We start from the raw sequence: 22,742 nt of genomic DNA, 5'->3' as shown, positions 1-22,742 counted from the left end.
GGAGAGAGCTTACGGGGTGACACAGCGTTCTCTCATACGTCGCAGATGCGACAGGTGGTACTCCGCGCGCTGGCCGTCGAGCGTGGTGATCGCCTCGTCGATCAGCGGCAGTGCCGCTTCGGTGTCCTCTTCGTCCAAGCGGGTTTCGGCCAGATCGGTGAGCGTCCGGGCCGTGTTGTACGCATCGCCGTTCGCCCGGAAGTGACGCAGTGCGGTCTCCAGCCTCTCGCGGGCCTCCTGGCCTTGTCCGAGCCCGCGCAGCGCTCGGCCGCGATGGCGTTCCAACAGGGCCTGGGCACGCGGCAGGTCGGCGGTCCCCTCGTCGTGTGCGCCCATCGTGTTCAGGATGCCGCCCGCCGCGTCGAAGCATTCGTACGCCTCCTGGTATCGCCACTGACGCAGCCTGAGCAATCCCAGGAACTCCACGGCCGAGGCATGGCCTCGCTTGTGGATGGCCGACTCCTCGGCCCGCGCAGCCGCCAGCGTTTCCATCTCCGCTTCCTCCCAACGCCCCAACTCGGTCAGTGAGTGCGCCAGTTGGGCGTGGAGTGCTCCGGCGTCGCGGCTGCCCGGGAGATGGGCGTCGGCGAGACGCGCTCCGATGCGCAGCGCCGGCAGCAGCATTTCGTGGTGGCCCGCCTTGAGCTGCAGCGGCCACAGGGAACGGCCCAGACGTACGGCGGTGTCCGGGTCGCCGGACTCCTCGGCGCAGCGAACGGCCTCGACCAGATTGCCCAGCTCCGCGAGCAACGCGTCGAGGGCGGCGCCCCGGTCCTCGTACCTCTGCCCGGTCCGGTCCTCGTCGGGTGCCGGGACGCGCCAGCTCTCCGGGAGTGCCTGGTGAGCCGCCGATGTCGCCAGGTCCGCATAGGCGAGCAGCATACGGGTGAGAGCTGCGGAGCAGGCCGCGATTCCGTCCTCGCGGATCGCTGTCGCCTCGGCGTGTGCACGGACCCCGGGGCGGTAGTGGTAACGGCCGTCGTCGGTTCCGCTCCGACTGCGTTCCAGGAGCATCCTGTCGGCGAGATCCGCCAGGAGTTCCGCCGTGACCGCCGGGTCCTGGCCGGTGGCCCGTCCGGCCGTCACGGCGTCGAAGGCGGGCCAGCCGCGCAGTGCCATCAGCCGGTACAGCTGGGCGGATTCCGGCGTCAGAAGCTGATAGCTGTCCTCCGCCGCCCCTTGTACCGGGTCGCTGTCCGGTGCGGCCTGACGCGGCGGAAGCGTGGGGGCGGAGAGCCGGTCCGCTGCGGCACGCAGGGCGTACGGCGATCCGCCGCATCGTGCGAGCAGCGAAGGCAGCGTGGCACGGGCTGCGGCGACGGTGGATTTGCCGGTGATATCAGTGAGCAGACGCACGGCGTCCTTGTCCGTGAGCGGACCGACGGGAATCCTTACCGCGTCGAGGCCGGGGAACGGGGTCCGGGCGACGACGATCGTGAACACCCCGGGCCGGAGGTGAGACTGCGCGGCTCGGGCCGGATTCGGCCCTCCGTGCACTCTTGACGCGAACGTGCTCCAGGAGGCGGCAAGTTGCGGATTCGTACGGATCTGCTCGTAGACCATGCGGGCCACGTCGTCCCGTTCCTCCGGGGCGACGGGCGCGGGGACCTCCCGGCCGACGATTCTCCGTACGACGCTACCGGTCGACTCCCAGGCCCACTTGCCTGCCTCGTTGGCCATCCCCGCACCAACTGCGCCGAGTACCGCAGAAATCGCCGCCACCGAAGTGGGATCGAGCATGTCGCGCACTCCTCGTTCCCGGTGTTCCGCGCGATGCGCCCTCCCCGGCACCGCCGCTGCCACCGTGCGGATCAACGTTAGCGTCAGATTGGTCGTTCTCCCTTGGACGTGGCCATGATGACCATCCTGGTTCGACGCCGGAACTCCGCCCGCCCCTCAGGGCGCCTTGAACAGCTTCGGGAAGCGGGGAGCGAGCCAGGCTTTGCGGCCCCAGGCGAGGACACGGCCGCGGGCCATGGCTCCCCATGGGTTGCACCGGCCGAGTGCCATCAGGAGGAAGGTGACCGGCTCGACGAGGATGGTGCAGTCCGGGCGGGTGGGCGGCTGCGGGGTGACGGATACGACGCCATCGGTGAACGTGACGCCGAAGCGGGCGCCGCCCCACAGGCGGATCGTGTATCGGGCGGTCAGCCGGGCGATGGCAGCGGCGTCGGTCACCCGGGGCATCGCCGTAATCAGGAAACGCAGCGACAGCTCGACGCGCCTCCGGTCGAGCATGTGCGGGCGACCGAGCGCACGGGCGAGGTCGTAACCATGGCCGAGCATGTGTGTCAGCAGGTACGAGCCCAGCACCGCCCGGCTCATCGGACCCAACGGGGTGACCACCATCCCGTTCTCGTCCGCCGTGCACCGGTCCACCGCCGTGAGGTACGCGTCCGCGTGCGTCACGATCATCTCGGCCAGCGGATCGGCGGCCCGCTCCCCGAAGCCGGCGAGCGCGCGCTCATTGGCTTCGGCCAGACTCTGCGGCGTTCCGTCGCCGTAGCCGCGTTCCTGCCCGGCCGCGATGTCGGCCATCAGCTCGTTGGCCTGCGCCAGATGCGCTGCCGCCTGCCCGACGGTCCACTCCGAGCCGGGCACCGGCACGCCCGTGTCGGCCACCCCGCGCAGCACCTCGGCAATCTCCTCGGCGGTGGCGCGTATCGCCTCGCCGAGCCTTTCGGGCAGCGTGCCTCGTACCTCGTGTCCGGTCACTGATTCCACGTTTCTCCCCGCCCCGACCGCGTCTGTACGCCGGATGCGCGCAGCCCGGCCGCGGACCTCGTCACGGATCACCCACGGTGCCCGCGGTACACCAGACCAGGCGGCGCGGCCTGCGACAAGAGCCGGCACCAGAACGGCAGCGGTCATCCCCTACCGCACACGGACCTGAGCGGTGCGCGCTCGAAGAGGTCGCGGGCGTCGTCGGAGCGTTCGACGAAGAGCGCTGCGTGAGCTGATCTACGATCGTCCGCGTGTGCGCAAACGTCATAGTCGCCGAAGACGACGAGAAGCAGGCCGAACTCGTACGCCGCTATCTGGAACACGAGGGCCATGCGGTCACGGTCGTTGGGGACGGCCTGGCGGCGCTCGCCGAGGTCCGGCACCGGGAGCCCGATCTGCTGGTGCTCGATGTGATGATGCCGCGGGCCGACGGTCTGGACGTGGTACGTGTGCTGCGCGCCGAGCACCGGGAGCTGCCGGTGCTGATACTGACGGCCCGCAGCACCGAGGACGATCTGCTGCTGGGTCTGGATCTCGGTGCGGACGACTACATGACGAAGCCGTACAGCCCGCGTGAACTGATGGCACGCGTACGGACGCTGCTTCGTCGCACCCGGCGGGTTGCAGCAGATACCGATCCGGCCGCGGATCAGATACTGACGGTGGGTGCGCTCGTGGTCGACCCGGTCCGGCACGAGGTGTCGGTCGAGGGCCGGTTCGTGGAGTGCACGCCCGGTGAATTCCGGATTCTCGCCGCCATGGCGGCCGAGCCCGAGCGGGTCTTCACCCGGCAGCGGCTCCTGGAGGAGCTGCACGGCTTCGACCGGTACATCAGCTTTCGCACCGTCGACGTGCACATCATGAACCTGCGGAAGAAGATCGAGCCTGCACCGCGTCGGCCGACACGACTGCTCACCGTTTTCGGTGTCGGCTACAAGCTGACGGACCCGGCGAGGAATGCTTCACGTGCCTCGTCGTAGCCGAGTGCGTGGCGTTTCCCTTCGTCGTGAGCAGCGGGCGCGGCTACCGCTCCGCAAGAGTCTGTTCGGCCGTCTGTTGGCGGTGTCGGCGCTGGTGGCGGCGTGTTCGGTGGCCGCCACAGCCTGGCTTGCCGTACAGACCACCTCCGGCGCCATCAAGCAGGAGCAGGGGCGGAATCTCACCGCCGACGCCCGGATCTACAACACCCTGCTCGGATATGCGGCGGCCCACCCCACCTGGGACGGCGTCGACCGCACCGTGCGTGAGCTGGCGCGGCAGTCCGGCCGGCGGATCTCGCTCACCACCGAGCAGCGCCGGCCCCTCGCCGATTCCGCCGGCCGGACGTCGCCGCCTGCTCTGCCGCCCCAGGCATCGGCGGTCGTCGATCCGTTGTCCGTGGAAACGGCCCTGTCCCAGACGGTCGGCCGGGCCGATACCACGGCGGACCGTGTCGACCCGCGCGCGGTCGGTCCGTTCCTGCTTCCCAGGGACGAACGTACGGCGTTGCAGCTTGCCGCCGAGCGGACTGTGGCGTGCCTGAGCCGGTCCGGGGTCGCGGCGGATGTGGTCCAGGGGCCGAGTGGACGCCCGCGCATAGAGGTCGTGGGCAACGATCCCGACCGGGTTAATGGCCCCAGGTGTGCATCCGGCAACCTGGATGAACCGACAGCGACCGAGCAAAAGGCGCTGGGGACGCTCAATCAGCTCGCCAATGCCTGCCTGAAACGTCAGGGCCGCACAGGCATCAAGCTCAATCTGGACCTGTCCTGGGACGACGGTTCCGAGCCGGGGCCGAGCGTCCGTGCCGACGCCCCCGTGGTCGCACTCGCACCCGCGCCCGCACCCGCACCGCGCGCCCGCACCGGCGACGACGAACGGGCCACCGCCTCCTGCGTGGGCACGGCCCGCCGCGAGCAGCTCGGTTCCTATGTCGCCTCGCCCGCCCTGCTGTTCATCGGCGACAAGGGCGGCACGACCGTTCCCGGCTTCGACCTCTCCCCGGCGAACACTGCGAAGATCGCGGGTGCCGCGGCGCTCGTCCTGGCGCTCACCGTCGGAGCCACCATGCTGGCCGGGGCCCGGCTCGTACGGCCGCTGCACGCCCTCACCGGTGCGGCACAACGGATGCGGGACGGGGAGGAATCCGCCCCCGTGCTGGTCACCGACGACAACGAGATCGGGCGGCTCGCCTCGGCCTTCAACGACATGTCGGCCCACCGCGCCCGCCTCGAAGGACAGCGCAAGGACATGGTCAGCGACGTCGCCCATGAACTGCGCACCCCGCTCAGCAATATCCGCGGCTGGCTCGAGGCAGCACAGGACGGTCTGGCGGAGCCCGACCCGGCGTTCATCTCCTCGCTCCACACGGAGGCCGTGCAGCTGCAGCACATCATCGACGATCTCCAGGATCTGGCTGCGGCGGACGCGGGTGCGTTGCGGCTGCACCCCGAGGCGATACGCATCGAGGACGTCCTGAGTCAGGTCGCCGCGGCCCATCAGGGGCGGGCGGAGACGGCGGGAGTCACGTTGACCGTCCTCAAGGCGACGGCCGACACTCCCCGTCCCGAGCTGACGGCCGACCCGGTCCGGCTGCGTCAGGCCATCGGCAACCTGGTCTCCAACGCGGTGCGTCACACCCCGGCGGGTGGAAATGTCACACTGCAGGCATACGGCTCCGAGCGCGCGGACGACGACGTGGCGGTGGGCGACGTGGCGGCGGACGAAGTCGTTGTGGACGTCACCGATACGGGCAGCGGCATCTCGGCCGCTGATCTGCCGCAAGTCTTCGACCGCTTCTGGCGCGCCGAGAAGTCCCGCAACCGCCGGACCGGCGGCAGCGGGCTGGGGCTGGCGATCGTACGGAAACTCGTCGAGGCGCACGGCGGCTCGGTGAGTGCGGCGAGCGTCGAGGGGCAGGGTTCGGTGTTCACGCTCCGGCTGCCGGCGGATCCTGCGCGGACGGGGTCGGGCGAGCGGGGAGAGGCTGGTGAGTCGGGCGAGTCCAAAGGGACCTCGGCGGGCGTGCCGGGGAGCGCGTCAGGCGACTGCGGGAGCGGCACGGGCCAGGCCTGATGCGATGACCACAGCGATCTGACAGCTTCTTCATAACTTCACGCCAGCCTGTCGGCATGCCTTGTGCCCGATGCGAACCGGCTTCCGGGCACCACCGAGGCCGACCTGGAATGGAGCCATGCCCATGCCCCACCGATTGTCCCTGCGTACTGCCGTCCTTGCCGCTGTCGCGGTCGGCGCGGTACTCGTCCCGTCCACCGCGGCGTTCGCCGACAGCACGCCCGCACCGGCGCCGTCGGTTGTGCCCATTGGCGGTGTCGCCGCGGGCGAGAGTCCCGCCCCTGCCAGGGTCGACCTTGCAGAGCCGACCAAGCGTTCCGTTCCCATCGCTCCGCGCGGTGGCGTCGCCGCAGGCGAGCGACCGGCCGGGACCTCGGGCGACAGCACCACCGCCCTTGGCGGGGCGGCCGCAGCCGCCCTTCTGGTCGCGGGAGCGGGAACGGTCGTGCTGCGCCGCCGCACCGCCGCGCAGCAGGACCGCTGAACTGGCGACGCGTCAGTCATGCCACAGCAACTGGCATGCACGGCAATTGACCACTCACGACAACTGACCGCGCACAGCAGTTGACCGTTCCTCGTGGCGCCGCCCCGTCCCGGGCGGCGCCACTGCCCATCTATGTTCCGTCCTGGAGCCCCCCATGTCCCGTACGCCCACGTCGCTTTGGCATGTCACACTTCCGGTGCTCACCTGTCTCGCCCTAACCGGCTGCTCCTCCGACGCCGTGGATGCCCAGTCCGCCGCCTCACACGCCGACGCGAGTTCCTCCAGCGTCCCCGAGTCTGTCAACGCTCCGAAGGAAACGGGGCCCGAGGGGACAGAGAAGCGCGAGAAGTCCGGGAAGCCGAAGTCCGCGGCGAGCCCCACCCATGTCAGCATTCCTTCGATCGGCGTGAACAGTTCGCTGATGCGACTCGGTCTGAACGAGGACGGCACCGTCCAGGTCCCACCCGCCGAGAAAGGCATGACGGCCGGCTGGTACACCGGTGGCGCCGTCCCCGGCGAGCGTGGCGCCGCGGTCCTCATCGGGCACAACGCCACCCGCTTCGGGAAGGCTGTCTTCCATGATCTGAAGAAGATCGCCAAGGGTGCGGACATCGCGATCCGCAACGACCGCGGAGCGGAGATCCACTTCACGGTCACCGGCACCGAGACCGTCAGCAAGAAGGCCTTCCCGACCAACAAGGTCTACAGCTCCACCGATGGCCGCGTCCTGCGTCTCATCACCTGCGACGGCGCCTTCGATGCACAGGGCCATCCCGTGGACAACCTCATCGTGTACGCCGCGCGGAGCTGACGGCGGCCGCGGATGGAAGGACGCCGGCCTCGTACTGGTGTGCTCTCGTATTCAACTGTCGCCGGTTCACCGACGACCCCAACCTGTTGGTGACCATGTGTAATCGCCAGCGGCGTATCGGCTCCACGCCGACCCCGGTGCCCGCTGAGGCGCCGGCCAGTTCGGACCGCGGCGCTCACCCCAAGAAGTGCATGGGCGGCTTCGAGAAGTTCTTGCAAGCCATTGCCCCCGGCGGCTTTGCCGCCGACGTCCGTGCGGTCTGGGCCGTCTGGGACGATGCTGTTGCGGCCCCCGAGTGGGAGGGCCCGCCGGTATGGCTGCATGGTGACCTCCATCCCGCGAATGTCGTCGTCTCGGACGGGACGCTCTCGGGCGTGATTGATTTCGATGCCATGTTCGCTGGCGATCCGGCGTGGGGCCTGGCGGCCGCGTGGGTGCTGCTTCCTGCGGGCGCGGGCTCACGGTTCTTCGAGGTGTACGCGCATGCGGACGAGGCGACGATCCGGCGCGTCCGAGGGCTGGCTGCCATGAAGAGCCTCTTCCTCATCCTTATGGGCCAGAACGGGGAGCGGGGCCTTCCCGGCGGCAAGCCGACCTGGGGACCCGCAGGCCGGGCGGCGCTCGATCGTCGTGCAGGAATCCCGCCACAAGCTGGCCCGGGACGTGTGCCACGGCAAGCGCGGCACCATCCACCAGGCCCGCTACAGCTTCACGGCCTCGACCCCAGCCGCCGGCGCCCTGCGCCCGCTGCGCGACCCGGAGGCGTCGGAGCTGGACGAAGACGACGACGGCGGGCAGGAGTGAGTATCAGGAGCCGATCGGATCAATCCGTGACGGGCAGGCACTCGGCGAGCAGAGCGACGACGTCACGCCAGGCTCGCTGTGCGTGTCGTGGGTGGTAGCCGACGCCGGGACGCACGGTGTGGTCGACCGGTGGATGGTGGAAGGCGTGAAGGGCTCCCCCGTAAACCACGAGGCGCCAGTCGACGCCCGCAGCCTCCATCTCTGCGGTGAACGCGTCCCGTTGGGCGGGCGGCATGATCGGGTCTTCCGACCCGACCCCGGCCCATACCGGGCAGCAAATGCGCGCCGCCTCACCCGGTCGGCCCGTGGTAGTTGCGTTGACTGTCCCGATCGCGCGCAGGTTGACGCCATCGCGCCCGAGTTCCAGCGCGATGGCGCCCCCGGTGCCGTAGCCGACGGCGGCTATCCGATCGGGGTCGGTCCGCGGTTCGGTGCGCAACACGTCGAGCGCCGCATGGCCGATGCCTCGCATCCGGTCGGGGTCGGCGAGCAGCGGCATGCAACGGGCCAGCATCTCCTCGGGGTCCCCCAAATAGCGCCCACCGTGAAGGTCGAAGGCCAGCACTACATATCCCAGCTCGGCGAGAGCATCGGCCCTGCGGCGCTCGACGTCGCTGAGCCCCGTGCCCTCTGGTCCGAGCAGCACCGCGGGCCGGCGGTCGACACCGGCCGGGAGCGCGAGGTGCCCGATCATCGTCAAACCGTCGGCCGGATACTCGACTGTACGCGTCGTAATCGTTGTCATGAGTCTGGACGGTAATGACCGTTGCGCCCGCTCGGGGTGGTGTTCACCGATGGCAGACAGCAGTCTGTCCCGACTACAACACCCGGACGCGTCGCCCTCCTGTCGGCAAACGATCGTTTGCCGACAGGGGCAGATGCTTCCTCCGACGGTTCAACATCGATCTCATCTACGGGCCTCAGACGTGGAGCTCTGGCGGGAAGCCGGTCCAGCGGAGCTCGGCGGGGAGGTGACCGGTGTCGTTGAAGAGGAGGACCGCCGGGGGACGGTCGGGTGTGTAGCGGATGGCGGTCAGGGCCGCGTTGGCATGGTTGATGCCCAGCCATCGCCACTTTGGCGCGTCAAGGGCGGCTCTGATGAGCCAGCCGACGAGGAAGTTGTGGGTGACGACAAGCTCGTGCCGCGGTTCGTCTCCGACGATAGTCCCTGTGAACTCTGCGAGTGCCGCTGAGGCGAGCCCGGGGCCCTGCTCGCGTTCCTCGGCCGTGAACTGGTGCAGGAACTCGATCCAGGCGTCCGCTGCCTCCGGTGGCAGCTCCTCGCGTGTCGGCAGGTAAGGGAGGTAGTCGCCAGCCGCTTCGGAACGACGGCAGGGAACTCCGTCGAGCTGCTCACCGACCAGCCGGGCGGTCTGTTCGGCACGGGCGAGAGGGCCGTGGTGGATCGCCGCCAGCGGAACCCCACGGAGCCGCTCCCCCAGCAGGGCAGCCTGGCGGCGGCCCGCATCCGTCAATTCACTCTCATCCGGCGATGCCTCGCCGTGACGGGCGAGATAGAGGTAGCGGGCGGCCGTACCGGTCATAGATGCGTCCTTCAGCGAAGTCGATCTTGCGGACTCATGGAAGGACGCCGACCCACGCGGACCGGTTCCCACGAAGGCGAGAGTCGGGCCTCAAGCCGATCAGCGCGTTGCAAGGTCTGGACGACGTGTCTTAATCCTCGCCGCCGTCGTCCTCGTCCAGCTCCGGCGCGTCCGGATCGCGCAGCGGTCGCAGGGCGCCGGCGGCCGGGGTCGAGGCGGTGAAGCTGTAGCGGCCGAGCAGGTTCAGGTTGCGGTGCTTGAGCGGGGAAAGGCGCGCGATGTCCTCCTCCCGGATCTTGTGGCCCTCGGCGCGGAGCTTGGCCACGGCGGCGTCGATGTACTTCGTGGTCCACAGCACAATGGCGTTGAGGACCAGGCCGAGTGCGCCGAGTTGGTCCTCCATACCGTCGCGGTATGCCTGGTGGATGGTGCCGCGCTTGCCGTGGCACACGTCCCGGGCCAGCTTGTGGCGGGACTCCTCCGATCTGCCGGGATTGCGCGGGCATTGTCCGCGACTTCTTCTGCGATCGCTGCGGCTTCGAGGGGCTCCTACTCGGTGGGCGTCTCTGCGAACACTGCACCCTCGCCGACACGCTCGCCCACCTTCTCGACGACGGCACTGGCGGCGTCGCCCCGGAGTTCCTGCCGCTGGTCAAGATCCTGCTGGAGATGGACCGGCCCAAGAGCCGCCTGCTCTGGCTCCGCAACCCCCACGTCGTCCGTCTTCTTCAGGGCCTGGCCAGCGGCAGCATCCCGCTCGCCCACGACGGGCTGCCCCAGGAAACCCCCTGGCGAACCGTTACTCACCTGCGTGACCTACTGATGGACAGCGGTGTCCTCCCACGAGTCGACCGGCAGCTCATGCTCTACCAACGGTGGCTGACCGAACGGCTCGCCACCATCGAGGAACCCGAACACCGTCAGCTTCTCCGGCACTTCGCCACCTGGCACCAAATGCGGCGCCTGCGGGCAAAGGCAGAGAAGGCACCGCTGGGACGCTCCCAGACCAACCACACCAGCAGGAAGTCACCCAAGCTGGCGCCTTCCTCACATGGCTCGCCAGCCAAGAACGTGCCATCGGGCAGTGCCAGCAGGCCGACATCGACGCCTGGCACACCGAGAGCCTGGCCACCCGCCGTCCGTCCCAGTCATTCCTGCGGTGGTGCATGAAGACCGGCCGGATGCCCCGCCTCACGCTGCCGCCCGCCGTCATCACCCAGGACTCGGAACCGCTGCACCAGCACCGCCGACTCGCGATGCTGCGGCGGGTCCTCAATGACGACTCTTTGCCCCTGCGGGCCCGGGTCGCCGCCGCACTGGTTCTCCTCTATGCGCAACCCGTCAGCCGCATCGTCCGCCTCACTATCGACGACGTCACCGACGACGAGACCACCGTCACCGTCCAGTTGGGAGACCCGCCGTCCCCGCTGCCGGAGCCCGTCGCCGACCTGATGCGGGCCTACATCCAGTCCCGCCAACACCTGCCCTACGCCAGCAGCAGGAGCTCACAGTGGCTCTTCCCCGGCCGCCAGCCCGGACAGCCGATGAACCCGGTCAGCCTCCAAGTCCATCTGCGTGAGATCGGCGTCCCTCCGCAGCGCGGCAGGACCTCCGCAATCCGACAGCTCGTCCTCCAAGCCCCGGCCCCCGTCATCGCGAAGGCACTCGGCTACCACGACAAGACTGCCACTCGGCTAGTCACGGAAGCCGGCGGAACCTGGAGCCGATACGCCCCAGGTGACCACGGCCGAACCTAATCCGAGAGGATCTCCAGGTGACTGATCACCCGCTTGCCTCCTCGTGGACCACCACTCGCGACCATCTCACTGCAGCCATGTCCTCCCTTACCGACACAGCAGCGCGGCTATGTCGGCTATGTGTGGACCCGTGACCAAGTACGGGGATTTTTTCAGTCGTTGTACCGCGGTTACCCGATCGGCGGGTTCCTCACCTGGAGCACCAAGGCCGAGAAGGCCGACACACGAGGCGGCATGTCCGGCAAGGACGGCGCCATTCAGCTCCTGTTGGACGGGCAGCAGCGGGTAACCACCCTGTACGGCGTGACCCGTGGTCGGCCGCCCCGCTTCTTCGAGGGCAACTCCTCGTGACCGGGTTGCATTTCAATCTTCAGACCGAGGCCTTCGAGTTCTACGCACCGGGGAAGATGAAGGGCAATCCCGTCTGGGTCGATGTCTCAGCCCTGTTCCAGGGCGGCCTGGGCAGCCAGTTGCTCGCCGTCACGCAGCTCGCGGGCCAGGACGCGGTGCTGCAGGGGGCGTTCATCGAGCGGCTCAACCGGATCACTCAGATCAAGGACCGCTCGGTTCATATCGACGAGGTCACTGGTGCGGACAAAACCATCGATGTCGTCGTGGACATCTTCAACCGCGTGAACTCGGGTGGCACCAAGCTATCCAAGGGCGACCTGGCTCTGGCCGCCATCTGCGCGACCTGGCCGGCGGCACGGCCCACGATGAATGAAGCGTTGGACAGTTGGTCCGCGGCTGGATTCGACTTCAAGCTCGACTGGCTGCTGCGTAACGTCAACGCTGTTCTCACGGTGAGGCGCAGTTCTCGAAGCTTGCGGATGTTGATGTGGCACTGTTCCGTACCGGTTTGACGGAGACCGTCGACTCCATCTCGTACCTGCTCAACGCGCTCGGCGGACGTCTTGGACTCGACCACGGGCGGGTTCTGAGCGGCCGGGCCGCATTCCCGGTCATGAGCCGACTGCTTCACCACCACGGTGGCCGGTTTCCGGATGCCATGACCCGCGACCGCCTCTTCTACTGGTACGTCCACAGCTTCCTGTGGGGCCGTCACACCGGGGCCACCGAGACCGCCCTCAACCAGGATCTGCAGGCGATCGACGACGGCGGCGTCGACCAGTTGATCAATGTGCTGCGCCGCAGTCGTGGCGATCTGCTCAAGGTCCGTCCCGACGACTTTGTCGGCTCCAGCATGGGCTCCCGGTTCTATCCTCTTCTTTACTTGCTCACACGGGTGTATGGGGCCCAGGACTTCGTCAGCGGCGTGCCCCTGCGGGACGGCATGCTCGGCCGCCTCAGCTCGCTTCAGGTGCACCACATCTTCCCCAAAGCCCGCCTCTACGAGCACGGATACAGCCGCGCCGAAGTGAACGCCGTAGCCAACTTCTGCTTCCTCACCCAGGACACGAATCTGCGGATCGGAGCGAAGAATCCGGCCGAGTACCTGGAGGAGATCGAGAATCGCGTGCCGGGCGCCCTTGCGACGCAGTGGATCCCCATGGATCAGGAACTCTGGCGGATCGAGAAGTACCCGGATTTCCTGGCCGCCCGCCGCGAACTACTGGCCGGCGCAGCCAACGACTTCCTCCAAACCCTCCACGACGGCCCCTCCCCGGTAGAGCTGCAGGCGTCCACCGCTTTCACTGCTGTGCGAACCGCCGTGGCAGTGACCGATTCGGACGACGACGAGGAAATCCCAGGCCTGGCTGCTCTCCTGTCGGAACTCGCGGAGGCGAGCCTGGCCGCACCGGAGCTGGACAGCGAGGTGAGCGACCCCCGCACGGGCGCTGCCATCACGGTCGCTGCCGCATACTGGCCCCAAGGGCTCCAGGAAGAGGTGGGCGTACCCGTGGTCCTCGCTCCGGACACCACACCGCAGGAGCAGGCTGCGTTGGAAGCCGGCGACTACCGCGTCTTTCACAGCACGGAGGCCTTGCGCCGCTTCATCGGCAATGCACGCGCGGAGCAGGCGGTGGCCTGACAGGACAGGCGGGTCTAAACGAGAGCCGACTTTAGCGGTGCGGAGTGCTCACGGGGTGCACCGAGTTGGACCCGTGCGAGATCGGTTCGGTATCGCATACACCCGGACGCTTGGGTCCGGGCGTGTGCGATCCGGTACTACTGGCCGCGGATCCGGCGGCCGGCCTCCGTGCCGGGGTAAAGGATCGCGTCGGCGACCCGGCCGCCGGAGTCCTTCACGCCGCCGCTGAAGTTGAGGCGTCCGGAGGCACCCGACTTCGCTGCCACACCGTCCCAGTAGCGGGCCTCACGCTCCCACCGGATGCCGGAGAGCAGCCGGTGCAGTTCGTCGGCACCCAAAGCGTTCAGTAGTCCCGCAACGCACACGGGAGGGTCCCGCTGCTACGCCAGTGCGGCGCTCGGCGGGACCCTCCTGGCGCCTCGGGACCTCAGCCGTCGGCCCGGACCAGCTCTACCAGCCCTGCCCACGCCTCGGGTCGCACGGTCAGCACCGGGCCACTGACCTGCTTCGAGTCACGAATATGCACATGCGTGGCGGCGGCAGCAACCTCCACGCAGTCGCCACCCTCTGCACCGCTGTAGCTGCTCTTGCGCCAGGCAACCTCTACGCACTGACCGCCTTCGGCCCCGCTGTAGCTGCTCTCGAACCAAGCCAGCTCCCGCATGGCAGGAGTATCGGTGGTGTTCATAGATCTCCCAGCAACTTCTCGATGAATCCCAGAGTCTCTCGCGGAGTGAGAGCCTGACTCCGGATGATTCCATAGCGCGCTGCGGCCAGCCGTGTCTCGTCCCGATCAGTCAGCAGGTTGCTGCGCCCCTGGACCTCCATGTACACGAACTGTTCCCCGCCTTTGCGGGTGATCACGGTGTACGGCCCGTCCACACCTGCGTTGTCCTCTCGGTCGAGCGGCATCACTTGGATCTCTACGTTGCGGTTCTGGCCGAACAACAGGAGCTGTTCAAGCTGCCCTCGCAGAACGTCCCTGCCGCCGAGCGGCCTTCGAAGGACTGACTCCTCCATCACAAAGCTCAGGAGAGGAGCAGGCCAGCGGCTGAAGATCTCTTGCCGCGCCAGACGTGCAGCCACTCGCAGTTCGATGGTTTCCTCGTCCAACAGCGGGCGACGCATGGCGAGCACCGCGCGCATGTACTCCTCGGTCTGTAACAGGCCCTTGACCATGTGCGTGTCGTACGCGCACAGATCCACTGCCTCCGCCTCCAGCCGCGCCATGTCCCGGAAGAACGGCGGATACTGCGCCCGCGCAACCTCCTCCTTCAATGCCAGCAACAAGCCCCCGGCCTCCAGCACCGCGTCAGCCTTGTCGATGAACGCGGGCTGCGGAATCCGCCGCCCCTGCTCGAACGAAGCAACGGACTGTGCCGCGTAACCCACCCGCTTCCCGAACTCCGTCCGGTCCAGCCCCGCCCGCAGACGTAATAGCTTCAACTGCTGCCCGAATGCGGTCATCACCCCGGACCCCGGCTCGTCCTCCGGCCGCTTCCCGGACTCTGCACCCGAGCCCGCCCCCGGACCCGGACCCGACCCCACGTCCGCGTCCGCGTCGCCCCGCGTCACCGTCATCGCCACCGCCTGTCCCACGCGCGTACATGCCGAACGCCCCCGCGTACAAGCAGTTCGCGACGGCGCGTCACCTCTGGTCACGCTACGCCACCGAAGGTCATCGTGGAGCCATGACCAGCAATCCGCCACTCCCCGTACGCCCCATTCGCGCCACCCAACCCCGTTTCCCCTGGCACCACTTCTCGATGCGCTTCAGCTCCACGCCGCGTGGCGCCCGCCTCGCCCGGCGCCTGGCCGGCGAGCGGCTATACGCCTGGGGCATCCCATACGGCAGCGACGCGCACGACGCGCTGACGCTGATCGTTGCCGAGCTGAGCGCCAACGCCGTAAGCCACGGCCTCGTGCCCGGCCGTGACTTCCGCCTGTGCCTCTCCGCCGAGGGCACGGCAATTCGCGTGGAGGTCACCGACACCCGGGGCGAACGCCTCCCCATGCTCGCCGAACCGGCATCGGACGACAAGGAAGACGGCCGCGGCCTGCTCCTGGTGGCCGCCCTCACGGACCGCTGGGGGTGGTACCCCTGTGCGGACGGCCCCGGCAAGACGGTCTGGGCCGTGCTGGAAGTGGAAATGTCATAGGCCCGGCGTGGCAGCTGCTCGTTTCACATAGCTAAGCCCTCCCGAGCCCCGCCTGCGGCTGGCCGCCGTCGACCGGGATGTGGGCGCCGTTCACGGCTACTGAGGCCGGGGAGAGGAGGAAAGCGATGACCCGGGCGACTTCATCGGCGTTCAGCAGACGTCCGTTGGGGTTGCGTTCCGCGTAGGCCTTGTACGTCGCCGGGTCACGCCGACGCAGGCGGTCCCAGCTCTTGCCCGGAAGGAGGATCGAGCCGGGGCTGACGGTGTTGACCCGGACCCCGTAGGGGGCGAGTTCCTGACACAGGGCGCCGGCCAGGTAGATCTCGGACGCCTTGGCCGCCCCGTACTGGGCGGGAAAGCGGGGCTTCCAGCCGGAGATGGAGGCGACGATCACCACCGAGCTCCCGGGACCCAGGCTGTCCAGCGCCGATCGTACGGTACGCACGGCATGACCGCCGTTCAGTTCCCAGGTCGCCTGCCAGTCCTCGCGGGTCGAGTCGAGGAGCCCGCCGCCACGCTTGCCGCCGATGTTGGCGACCAGGCCGTCAAGGCCGCCCAGTTCCCGCCCTGCCCGGCGCGTGAAGTCCTCCAGTTCGTCCGGGGCCAGGATGTCCACAGCTCCCGTGACCACTTGGGCGTCGAATTCCCTCCGCAGTTCGCACGAGGTCCGGGCAAGGGTGTCGGCATCGCGGCCGCACATCGCGATGGATGCCCCCTCGGCTGCGAGGCAGCGGGTGACCGCGTATCCCAGTCCCCTGCTGCCGCCAGTCACCAGGAACGACTTGCCCCGCAGCCCGTACGTGACCGCCGGTGCCGCCGCCACCCGCTCTTCGGACTCTTCACGCTCTTCCATGGATGCCACTGTGCCAGCCTGTCGCCAACAGGCGCTCAGCGCACCAACTTGCGGATGACGATGCCTACGATGAGTGTGGTGAACAGCATTCCTGCGGCCGTGAACGAAACCGCCAGTGCAGACCATCCGGCCGTCTTGAGCTCCGATGGCATGCCGGTACCGACATTCAGCCACAGCGCGAGGGCCAGGACGAAGGACTTTCCCGCAACGGTCACATCCAACAGCCCGCGGCTCGGTTCGCGCACCGCGCCCGCCAGATGCAGCACGACGCCCGTCAGGAATACCCCCACCGCCAATACACGCGCCGGGTTCCGCGCGCGCACTCCCCAGCCGAGGATGCCGCCGAGGATGCCCCGCTCGATAGCACGCCGTAGAGGCGGCAGAGCGGTCGCCTCGCGCTGCCGCGCCAGATAGTAGAGCTCGTCGACCTCCCTGTTCCGGTTCCTTCTGACCAGTGCGGACCGTACGGACTCCAGCGCCACGGCGGTCACTTCGGTGAAGGAACGCTCCAGAAATAAAGTGATCTGGCGGCTGTTACGGAAGACCTGCCCGGCGAGCTCCATGTCACCCACGCTGGAGGATTCGTCGAGGCTGTACCGGGAACTTCCGGACGGAAGACCGAGCGTGCCCGTCACCGAGGAGCCGTGCAGGCTGATCACCGAGGAATCCTGAGAATCCGAACTCAGGGACGCCACATTGGTGTTGCGAAAGGTCAGGCGGGCGGTCGGGGTGTTCTGCTCGCTGCGCGCGCTCTCGGACAGACCGAGATTGCGTACCTCCACGGGCCCTCGGACTGTGCTGTTGCTGATCGTACTGTCCCCGGAGGGAATCACCAGTCCGTTCACTCGCACCGTCTCGCTGCACCGCAGCCCGTTCGCCTGCAACGGCTCATCCAGCCGCACGCGCTGCAGGGTTAGTTCGGGAGTTTCGACCTCGTCGAGATCGAGTGCGGACAGCCAGAGGTCGTCGAACGTCATGTCCTCACGGGCGCGCAGCCCCCGGACCACCAAGCGCGGCCGTCCCCGGCGGCCGCCTGTGGCCTGGCTGCGGACCAGTAGCGAGGACACGCGCGTGTTCCTGATCTGGACTGACCCGCGCAGGGCGTTGATCTGTACGAGTTCCTCCACTCGAAGGCGCTCCAGCCGGGTGGTGGCGCACGAGTGCAGGGCGAGGAAGTCCAGCGAGGTGTCGATGACCGTGACCTCGCAGCCCATCGATGCATTACGGATCGTCAGTCGGCCGATTCTGGAATTGACCACCATGAGCGCATCCGCTTCCACGTGGTCGACGACCAGTTCGTCGATATGGCAGGACCGCACGGTCAGCGCCCCGTCGATGCTCACACGGTCGAGCGAGACGCGGTCGGCCGAGACAGTGTCAAGGAGAAGGTCGGTGGTGACCTCGTCCTGGCGCAGATGCACACTGCGGTCGCTGACCGTGCGCTGGCGACCAATTCTTGCCAGGTCCTCGAGTGTCCGGACCACTCCCACCTGCGTCCCCCTGCTGCTTGTGGCCGTTGATGTTGCTGCTCGTGTGCGCCAACGTACTCAAGCTCGGCGCGTACTCGCGCTCTGGTGGGAGCCGCGTCCGCCCGGATCAAGTCTGAGAACCGCGAGCAGGTCTTGCCTGCTGACAGGGTCCGGTGACTCGACGAGCGCGCAAGCGATCTGCTTGGCCGCCGTCACTGGATCTGTACGGTCCGTGCGTACCACCAGATCGAACAGATCACGTACATCAGAGCCGAGTACGTCCTGCGCCGTCTCGTCCCAGGCGGCGAGCCGCTTCGGTGTGTCGGTGTCTCCCCGCTCGCCGGACCGTTCCTTGCACACGTTCCTCGGCACCCAGAGGAGGACGCGCAGCCATGAGGTCGCCCGAGTCCGGTTCAGCAGGGTGCACATGTCAGTGACGTTGCCGATGTGCGTGATCGGGACCAGGCCCTGCTCTTGCGGCTGGGTAAGGGAGAGTTGGTCGACGGCGTAGATGTTGCCGTAGCGGGGGGTCTCCACGACGATTCTGTCCCGGCGGCGCAGGTCATCGAGTTCCTCGGCGGTGACGAACCGGTATCCGGTTGACCGGCCCGTGCCGTACTTGAGCTTGGTGACCAACTGGAACCGTGGGTCAGCGGAGCAGAGGGCTGCCGTCACCGTGTCCTTACCGGCGGTGGGCGGCCCGTACAGGACGACCGCGCTCACGAGTCCCCCACAAGCCGTTGCGCGATGGTCTCGACCTGCTCGGCCAGAGGGCGTGAGGCGCCAATGCGGTTGTCGATCACGTGGTGAGAGGTCACCGGTCTCAGGCCCACGTCGATGCCGCTCGTGTACGCCGGCCAGTGCGTCAGCTTCCACGTGTCGCGTGAGGCATTCCGCGAGATCAGCCGGTCACGCATCGACTCCAGGTCGCTGTCCACCCACAGCGTCTCGAAGCGCGCCCCCGTCCTGCCGCAACGGCGTGCCACCCGGGACATCCACTGTGCGTCGGAAGCCTCGGCCAGGAAGGGCGCGACGGCGACCGCGGACGTACCGCACTCGAGGTTCTCCCAGACGGCCTTCATGAGGCACGCGTACTCCAGTGGCCTGGCGTGCTCCAGGTAGGTGGTGCTGTGGCGGTCGTCCGGGTCACCGCCCAGTGCCTGCAGCAGCCGCTCGGTCATCGGACGGCTGATGGTGTCTTTGTCGAGCATGGCCCACCCGGTCGCCGCCGCCAGCAGCTTGCCGGCCTCGGACTTGCCCGAACCGGCATACCCGGCAACGAGAGCAAGCGTGATGGTGCTCGTGCCTAACGCAGTGGTCACTCTGTTCACCCCCGAAACGACTTTGAACAACTGGGCTCAGCTTAAAGGCGGATGGAGGTTGAGGTGCTCGGACCTTCCGCATATCGATGCCGCGACGCGCACGATAGCCTGAGCTGATCGTCGCGGCGCTCAGCAGGCCGTCGCGAGCATCGCAGGCTGCTGCCGGGGCCGACCCGGGCAGTTGCGCTCCAGCTTCTTGCGGACGGAGCGCAACCTTCGTGACCGGAAAGAGGCGCCCCGAGCACCTCCGTTCCACCGCCGCTGGACTGAAGATCGCCCCACCAGGGACACTTGCCCTCCACGATGCCGCAAGCCGGTCCAGCCGTGCACACCGGCCGGCACACGCACACACGGGGGCAATGTGCCGCAGCAGCAGCCGATCGCGGGACGGTACGAGCTTCTGGAGCCGCTCGACAACGGCGGTATGGGGGACGTATGGCGCGGCTACGACGCCGTGCTCGACCGGCCCGTCGCCGTGAAGCTGATCCGGCAGCAGGCCGTCGGCGGCTCGCCGCAGCTGGCGGAGGAGTTCGCCAAGCGCTTCCGCCGTGAGGCCCGCATCACCGCGCGGATCCAGCACCCCGGCGTGCCGCAGGTGTACGACGCGGTGCTCGACGACACGTACGAGCGGCTGTTCCTGGTCATGGAGCTGGTGGACGGGGTGTCGCTGTCCGCGTACATCCACCCGGAGCGACTGCTGCCGGTCAGTTGGGCGGTGGCGGTGGCGGCGCAGGTCGCCACCGTGCTGTCGTACGCGCACGAGGTGCCGGTCATCCACCGCGACCTCAAGCCCAGCAACGTCCTGGTCGCCCGCGACGGGACGGTGAAGGTCCTCGACTTCGGGATCGCGGCGATCCTGCGGACCGATGTCACCAAGCTGACCGCGACCGGCACCCCCATCGGCACCTACCAGTACATGGCGCCCGAACAGGTGCGCGGCGGGAGGACCACTCCGCAGACCGACCTGTACGCGCTCGGCTGTGTGCTGCACGAACTGCTCAGCGGACGCCTGCTGTTCACGGCGGACAGCGAGTACATGGTGATGCACCAGCACGTCAACGCCGCTCCCACCCCGCTGCGGGTCCTGCGTCCCGAGGTGCCGCAGGAGCTGGAGGACCTCGTCCTGCATCTGCTGCTCAAGGCGCCGGAGGCACGGCCCGCCGATGTGCAGGAGGTGTACGAGCGGCTACGGCCCTTCCTGCCGCCGCCCGGCCGGATACCCGGGCCCGGCGAAGCCGGACCGACGGGGGCGCCGGACCCGACTGGGATCTTCCGCAACCCGTACGCGCCCCGCGCCCGCGCGGGTGCGGGCCGGTCAGCGCCGGTGGTCGCCGATCCGGCTGCCGGACAGGCCGCGCCCGTTCCCGTACCCGCGCAGTTGCGTGCGGAGATCAACGAGGCCTACGCGCACTCCGACGCTCTCCTGGACGAGGAGCGGTTCACGCAGGCCGCCGAGGTGCTCGGGGAGATCATCGAGCCCGCCGCCCGCGCGCTCGGCTCGGAGAGCCGGAAGGTCCTGGAGCTGCGGACCCGCCGGGCCGCGATCCAGCTGCTCGGCGGGGACTACCGGGCTGCTCTGCCCGAGTTCGACGCGCTGGCGTACGCGTACGCACGCACCGACGGCCCCACCGGCGAGCCGGCACGCGCCTGCCGCGCCCAGGCCGCGCGATGCCGCGCCGAGCTCGGCCAGGTCACCGACGCGCTCGCCGCGCTGCGTGGCCTCCTCGACGTCGTGCGGACCGTCGACGGCGATCTCAGCGAGGAAGCCGTCGAGCTGCGCCGCGACATCGGGATGCTGCTGCTCGCACAGGGGCAGGCGGTCGAGGCCCACAGGATTCTTCGGCCATTGCACGACGACCTGTGTCTGGTCTTCGGTCCCGGCGACGAGATGACCGAAGAGGTCGGCGAGGCGCTGGCTCTGATCGGCCTCGATCTCGATGGTCCGGCCGCCTGACCCCGTCTTTACCGTTCCGTCCGCTTTCCGGAAGAGTCCGCCCCATGCCCCACCTCGCGTTCGACATCGGTTTCTGCGCCCAGCTCGGCAAGCTCCAGGGCAGTGTCAAGCAGGGGGTGTTCGACGCATGGGAGAAGTTCGAACGCCTCACTCTGGACCAGCTGTTCAAGGATCCCGGGCTGAAGCTGGAGAGCTTGAAGCGCGCCCGTGATCCTCATATCCGGACCATTCGGATCGACCAGGGGACGCGGGGTGTCGTCCTCGCACCCGACGGCGGCGACACCTACGTACTGCTGCGCGTGATGCCGCACGACAAGGCGATCGACTGGGCCGTCAAGCAGAAGGCCAGCATCAACACGGTGACCCGGGCCGTCTTCGCGCCGTACTTCCCGCAGGACCAGCGTGAAGTCCTCGAATATCTCGCCGCGGGCTTCTCCGTGGAGGAGGTGTGGCGGGACGTGGTGTCCGTCAGTCTCTCCGCCGCACCGGCCGACACCACGCCCGTGGACACCGGCGACTTCGCGACCGCCATCCACCGCACCAGGACCCGGATCGCACTCGTCACCGCGTCCGAGGAGCTGCGCGACATCCTCGACAAGCCGTTCGCGGCCTGGCGGGTCTTTCTGCATCCCTCCCAGCACAAGGTCGCCTACCGGGCCTCGTACTCCGGGCCCGCGCAGGTCACCGGGGGTCCCGGGACCGGCAAGACCGTGGTCGCGCTGCACCGGGTGCGCCATCTGCTGGGGTATCTGCGTGACAGCGACCGCATTCTGCTGACCACGTACACCAACGCCCTGGTGGGCGCGCTGCGGACCGGGCTCGCGACCCTGGTGGAGGACGAGACGCTGCGGGATCGGGTGGACATCATGACCGTCGACGCGTTCGCGGGCCGCGTCGTGTCCACCTCGCGGCGGCCGCTCCGGGGCGGCGAGGAGGAGACGCGGTGGGCGCAAGCCGCGAAGGCCACCGGGTACACCGGCACGACGCAGTTCCTCGGGCAGGAGTACAAGCACGTTGTCCTCGCACAGAATCTTCGGACCCTGAAGGAGTACGAGGACTGCGAGCGGCGTGGACGCGGCAGCGGGCTGCCCATGTCGGCCCGCGCGCTGGTGTGGCGCACGGTCGAGGAGTTCACCGATCGGCTCGGCGCCGACGGGCTCCGCACCTATCTCGGCACGTGCGCGGAGGCTGCGGATCTGCTGGAAGCAGATGGCCCGCGTTACCGGCATGTGGTCGTCGACGAGGCGCAGGACCTGCACCCTGCGCAGTGGCGGCTGTTGCGTGCGGCGGCTCCGGCCCGTCCCGACGACCTGTTCATCGCGGGCGACCCGCATCAGCGTATTTACGACTCGAAGGTGTCGCTGAAGGCCGTCGGGATCAAGGTGGCCGGCCGATCGGCGAAGATGCGCAAGAACTACCGTTCCACGCACGAGATCCTCTCCTGGTCCACCGCGCTGCTTGTCGGCCGGCCCTTCGAGCAGCTGGCGGACGATGCGGCGAACGAGACCCTGCTGGGCTACCGCTCGGCCCTGCACGGCAATGGGCCCGAGGCGCACGGGGCGGACTCTGAGGCGGGAGTGTGATCGGCGCCCGCAGCGAGACCACTACCGACTCCGGGCCGAGCTCAAGCAGTGCCCGCGCCCACTCCTCAGCCGTGGTGCCTGCGGCTTTCACCCAGGATGTAGCGCGACTCCGGTCGGTGCCGGCCCACCACGACGCCGCTGGTGTCGACACCCGCCGCCCGCTGCGATTTCAGCAGCAGGCGGCGGGTGTCGTCGCCGACGTACGGTGGAGGCCGATATGGCCGGGGTGAT

General features: G+C 68.4%; 22 protein-coding genes and 5 pseudogenes. 13 read left to right on the top strand and 14 right to left on the bottom strand.

Features of this window, described 5'->3' with window-relative positions:
• Positions 1 to 9 precede the first annotated feature (9 nt).
• Both ACZ3IC_RS22020 and ACZ3IC_RS22015 read right to left on the bottom strand, forming a co-directional pair.
• On the bottom strand, positions 10 to 1,740 hold the full coding sequence (locus tag ACZ3IC_RS22020; RefSeq protein WP_467418353.1) for a tetratricopeptide repeat protein: 1,731 nt from the start codon (positions 1,738 to 1,740) through the stop codon (positions 10 to 12).
• 156 nt (positions 1,741 to 1,896) lie between these two features.
• The gene (locus tag ACZ3IC_RS22015) at positions 1,897 to 2,724 is read right to left on the bottom strand and encodes a maleylpyruvate isomerase family mycothiol-dependent enzyme (protein ID WP_467418351.1); all 828 of its coding nucleotides are present in this window, start codon (positions 2,722 to 2,724) and stop codon (positions 1,897 to 1,899) included.
• A gap of 251 nt (positions 2,725 to 2,975) precedes the next feature.
• Between ACZ3IC_RS22015 and ACZ3IC_RS22010 the strand changes: the two genes are divergently transcribed.
• The 6 genes and pseudogenes from ACZ3IC_RS22010 to ACZ3IC_RS21985 form a co-directional block, all read left to right on the top strand.
• On the top strand, positions 2,976 to 3,704 hold the full coding sequence (locus ACZ3IC_RS22010; protein ID WP_467418349.1) for a response regulator transcription factor: 729 nt from the start codon (positions 2,976 to 2,978) through the stop codon (positions 3,702 to 3,704).
• Positions 3,682 to 5,778, top strand: a complete 2,097-nt coding sequence (locus ACZ3IC_RS22005; RefSeq protein ID WP_467418347.1) for a sensor histidine kinase — start codon at positions 3,682 to 3,684, stop codon at positions 5,776 to 5,778. The genes ACZ3IC_RS22010 and ACZ3IC_RS22005 overlap by 23 nt, the downstream gene beginning before the upstream one ends.
• 124 nt (positions 5,779 to 5,902) lie before the next feature.
• On the top strand, positions 5,903 to 6,262 hold the full coding sequence (locus ACZ3IC_RS22000) for a sortase-dependent protein (RefSeq protein ID WP_467418346.1): 360 nt from the start codon (positions 5,903 to 5,905) through the stop codon (positions 6,260 to 6,262).
• A 154-nt stretch (positions 6,263 to 6,416) separates the two neighbouring features.
• On the top strand, positions 6,417 to 7,073 hold the full coding sequence (locus ACZ3IC_RS21995) for a class F sortase (protein ID WP_467418345.1): 657 nt from the start codon (positions 6,417 to 6,419) through the stop codon (positions 7,071 to 7,073).
• 140 nt (positions 7,074 to 7,213) lie between these two features.
• A pseudogene (locus ACZ3IC_RS21990) lies at positions 7,214 to 7,702 on the top strand (phosphotransferase); the annotation flags it as partial.
• Positions 7,689 to 7,877 (top strand): annotated as a pseudogene (locus ACZ3IC_RS21985) (hypothetical protein); the annotation flags it as partial. The pseudogenes ACZ3IC_RS21990 and ACZ3IC_RS21985, both read left to right, overlap by 14 nt.
• A gap of 19 nt (positions 7,878 to 7,896) precedes the next feature.
• On the opposite strand, the gene ACZ3IC_RS21980 reads toward ACZ3IC_RS21985, so the two are convergent.
• The 4 genes and pseudogenes from ACZ3IC_RS21980 to ACZ3IC_RS21965 form a co-directional block, all read right to left on the bottom strand.
• A complete protein-coding gene (locus ACZ3IC_RS21980; RefSeq protein WP_467418343.1) occupies positions 7,897 to 8,622 on the bottom strand; it encodes a dienelactone hydrolase family protein in 726 nt (241 codons plus the stop codon).
• Between the two features lie 175 nt (positions 8,623 to 8,797).
• Positions 8,798 to 9,421, bottom strand: coding sequence for a histidine phosphatase family protein (locus tag ACZ3IC_RS21975; RefSeq protein WP_467418341.1), 624 nt, complete (start codon positions 9,419 to 9,421; stop codon positions 8,798 to 8,800).
• 130 nt (positions 9,422 to 9,551) lie between these two features.
• A pseudogene (locus ACZ3IC_RS21970) lies at positions 9,552 to 9,902 on the bottom strand (Tn3 family transposase); the annotation flags it as partial.
• A gap of 68 nt (positions 9,903 to 9,970) precedes the next feature.
• On the bottom strand, positions 9,971 to 10,186 hold the full coding sequence (locus ACZ3IC_RS21965) for a hypothetical protein (RefSeq protein ID WP_467418340.1): 216 nt from the start codon (positions 10,184 to 10,186) through the stop codon (positions 9,971 to 9,973).
• A gap of 416 nt (positions 10,187 to 10,602) precedes the next feature.
• Between ACZ3IC_RS21965 and ACZ3IC_RS21960 the strand changes: the two genes are divergently transcribed.
• The 4 genes from ACZ3IC_RS21960 to ACZ3IC_RS21945 are packed head-to-tail and all read left to right on the top strand — an operon-like array spanning position 10,603 to position 13,171.
• Positions 10,603 to 11,178, top strand: a complete 576-nt coding sequence (locus tag ACZ3IC_RS21960) for a hypothetical protein (protein ID WP_467418339.1) — start codon at positions 10,603 to 10,605, stop codon at positions 11,176 to 11,178.
• 33 nt (positions 11,179 to 11,211) lie between these two features.
• Complete coding sequence (locus ACZ3IC_RS21955; RefSeq protein ID WP_467418337.1) at positions 11,212 to 11,529, top strand: DUF262 domain-containing protein; 318 nt, start codon at positions 11,212 to 11,214, stop codon at positions 11,527 to 11,529.
• On the top strand, positions 11,526 to 12,041 hold the full coding sequence (locus tag ACZ3IC_RS21950; RefSeq protein ID WP_467418335.1) for a hypothetical protein: 516 nt from the start codon (positions 11,526 to 11,528) through the stop codon (positions 12,039 to 12,041). The genes ACZ3IC_RS21955 and ACZ3IC_RS21950 overlap by 4 nt, the downstream gene beginning before the upstream one ends.
• Positions 12,017 to 13,171: a hypothetical protein gene (locus ACZ3IC_RS21945; RefSeq protein ID WP_467418334.1), complete on the top strand. Its 1,155-nt coding sequence runs from the start codon at positions 12,017 to 12,019 to the stop codon at positions 13,169 to 13,171. Before ACZ3IC_RS21950 ends, ACZ3IC_RS21945 begins: the two co-directional genes overlap by 25 nt.
• A 137-nt stretch (positions 13,172 to 13,308) precedes the next feature.
• On the opposite strand, the gene ACZ3IC_RS21940 is transcribed toward ACZ3IC_RS21945, so the two are convergent.
• From ACZ3IC_RS21940 to ACZ3IC_RS21930, 3 genes are all read right to left on the bottom strand, one after another.
• The gene (locus tag ACZ3IC_RS21940; RefSeq protein WP_467418332.1) at positions 13,309 to 13,509 is read right to left on the bottom strand and encodes a hypothetical protein; all 201 of its coding nucleotides are present in this window, start codon (positions 13,507 to 13,509) and stop codon (positions 13,309 to 13,311) included.
• An 89-nt stretch (positions 13,510 to 13,598) separates the two neighbouring features.
• Positions 13,599 to 13,835, bottom strand: a complete 237-nt coding sequence (locus ACZ3IC_RS21935; protein ID WP_467418330.1) for a DUF397 domain-containing protein — start codon at positions 13,833 to 13,835, stop codon at positions 13,599 to 13,601.
• A 20-nt stretch (positions 13,836 to 13,855) separates the two neighbouring features.
• Positions 13,856 to 14,752 (bottom strand): helix-turn-helix domain-containing protein, encoded by an 897-nt coding sequence (locus ACZ3IC_RS21930; RefSeq protein WP_467418384.1) that lies wholly within the window; start codon positions 14,750 to 14,752, stop codon positions 13,856 to 13,858.
• Positions 14,753 to 14,862: 110 nt separating this feature from the next.
• Between ACZ3IC_RS21930 and ACZ3IC_RS21925 the strand changes: the two genes are divergently transcribed.
• Positions 14,863 to 15,330 carry an ATP-binding protein gene (locus ACZ3IC_RS21925; protein WP_467418329.1) on the top strand — a complete coding sequence of 156 codons (468 nt, stop codon included), beginning with the start codon at positions 14,863 to 14,865 and terminating at the stop codon, positions 15,328 to 15,330.
• Between the two features lie 31 nt (positions 15,331 to 15,361).
• On the opposite strand, the gene ACZ3IC_RS21920 is transcribed toward ACZ3IC_RS21925, so the two are convergent.
• The 4 genes from ACZ3IC_RS21920 to ACZ3IC_RS21905 all read right to left on the bottom strand — a co-directional run bounded on the left by ACZ3IC_RS21920 (position 15,362) and on the right by ACZ3IC_RS21905 (position 18,974).
• Positions 15,362 to 16,183, bottom strand: a complete 822-nt coding sequence (locus ACZ3IC_RS21920; RefSeq protein ID WP_467418328.1) for an SDR family NAD(P)-dependent oxidoreductase — start codon at positions 16,181 to 16,183, stop codon at positions 15,362 to 15,364.
• Between the two features lie 35 nt (positions 16,184 to 16,218).
• Complete coding sequence (locus tag ACZ3IC_RS21915) at positions 16,219 to 17,667, bottom strand: hypothetical protein (RefSeq protein WP_467418327.1); 1,449 nt, start codon at positions 17,665 to 17,667, stop codon at positions 16,219 to 16,221.
• Positions 17,668 to 17,730: 63 nt separating this feature from the next.
• Positions 17,731 to 18,375, bottom strand: coding sequence for a guanylate kinase (locus ACZ3IC_RS21910; protein ID WP_467418326.1), 645 nt, complete (start codon positions 18,373 to 18,375; stop codon positions 17,731 to 17,733).
• A complete protein-coding gene (locus ACZ3IC_RS21905; protein ID WP_467418324.1) occupies positions 18,372 to 18,974 on the bottom strand; it encodes a P-loop nucleotide/nucleoside kinase family protein in 603 nt (200 codons plus the stop codon). Before ACZ3IC_RS21905 ends, ACZ3IC_RS21910 begins: the two co-directional genes overlap by 4 nt.
• Before the next feature lie 361 nt (positions 18,975 to 19,335).
• Here ACZ3IC_RS21905 and ACZ3IC_RS21900 point away from each other — a divergent pair, with 361 nt between their 5' ends.
• The gene (locus ACZ3IC_RS21900) at positions 19,336 to 20,928 is read left to right on the top strand and encodes a serine/threonine-protein kinase (RefSeq protein WP_467418323.1); all 1,593 of its coding nucleotides are present in this window, start codon (positions 19,336 to 19,338) and stop codon (positions 20,926 to 20,928) included.
• A 44-nt stretch (positions 20,929 to 20,972) separates the two neighbouring features.
• Positions 20,973 to 22,499, top strand: a pseudogene (locus ACZ3IC_RS21895) (UvrD-helicase domain-containing protein); the annotation flags it as partial.
• Positions 22,500 to 22,610: 111 nt separating this feature from the next.
• Here the strand turns inward: ACZ3IC_RS21895 and ACZ3IC_RS21890 are convergent.
• A pseudogene (locus tag ACZ3IC_RS21890) lies at positions 22,611 to 22,711 on the bottom strand (ribokinase); the annotation flags it as partial.
• Positions 22,712 to 22,742: the final 31 nt, after the last annotated feature.

This window comes from Streptomyces sp. NPDC002958 (genome assembly GCF_055563255.1).
This window is presented reverse-complemented; position numbering and strand designations above follow the sequence as displayed.

Excerpts from the sequence above, each read along its gene's own strand:
- ACZ3IC_RS22000 (WP_467418346.1), top strand. The coding sequence starts at position 5,903 with ATGCCCCACCGATTGTCCCTGCGTACTGCCGTCCTTGCCGCTGTCGCG.
- ACZ3IC_RS21930 (WP_467418384.1), bottom strand. The coding sequence starts at position 14,752 with ATGACGGTGACGCGGGGCGACGCGGACGCGGACGTGGGGTCGGGTCCG.
- ACZ3IC_RS21995 (WP_467418345.1), top strand. The coding sequence starts at position 6,417 with ATGTCCCGTACGCCCACGTCGCTTTGGCATGTCACACTTCCGGTGCTC.
- ACZ3IC_RS21935 (WP_467418330.1), bottom strand. The coding sequence starts at position 13,835 with ATGCGGGAGCTGGCTTGGTTCGAGAGCAGCTACAGCGGGGCCGAAGGC.
- ACZ3IC_RS22020 (WP_467418353.1), bottom strand. The coding sequence starts at position 1,740 with ATGCTCGATCCCACTTCGGTGGCGGCGATTTCTGCGGTACTCGGCGCA.
- ACZ3IC_RS21980 (WP_467418343.1), bottom strand. The coding sequence starts at position 8,622 with ATGACAACGATTACGACGCGTACAGTCGAGTATCCGGCCGACGGTTTG.
- ACZ3IC_RS22005 (WP_467418347.1), top strand. The coding sequence starts at position 3,682 with ATGCTTCACGTGCCTCGTCGTAGCCGAGTGCGTGGCGTTTCCCTTCGT.
- ACZ3IC_RS21975 (WP_467418341.1), bottom strand. The coding sequence starts at position 9,421 with ATGACCGGTACGGCCGCCCGCTACCTCTATCTCGCCCGTCACGGCGAG.
- ACZ3IC_RS21920 (WP_467418328.1), bottom strand. The coding sequence starts at position 16,183 with ATGGAAGAGCGTGAAGAGTCCGAAGAGCGGGTGGCGGCGGCACCGGCG.
- ACZ3IC_RS21960 (WP_467418339.1), top strand. The coding sequence starts at position 10,603 with ATGCCCCGCCTCACGCTGCCGCCCGCCGTCATCACCCAGGACTCGGAA.
- ACZ3IC_RS21925 (WP_467418329.1), top strand. The coding sequence starts at position 14,863 with ATGACCAGCAATCCGCCACTCCCCGTACGCCCCATTCGCGCCACCCAA.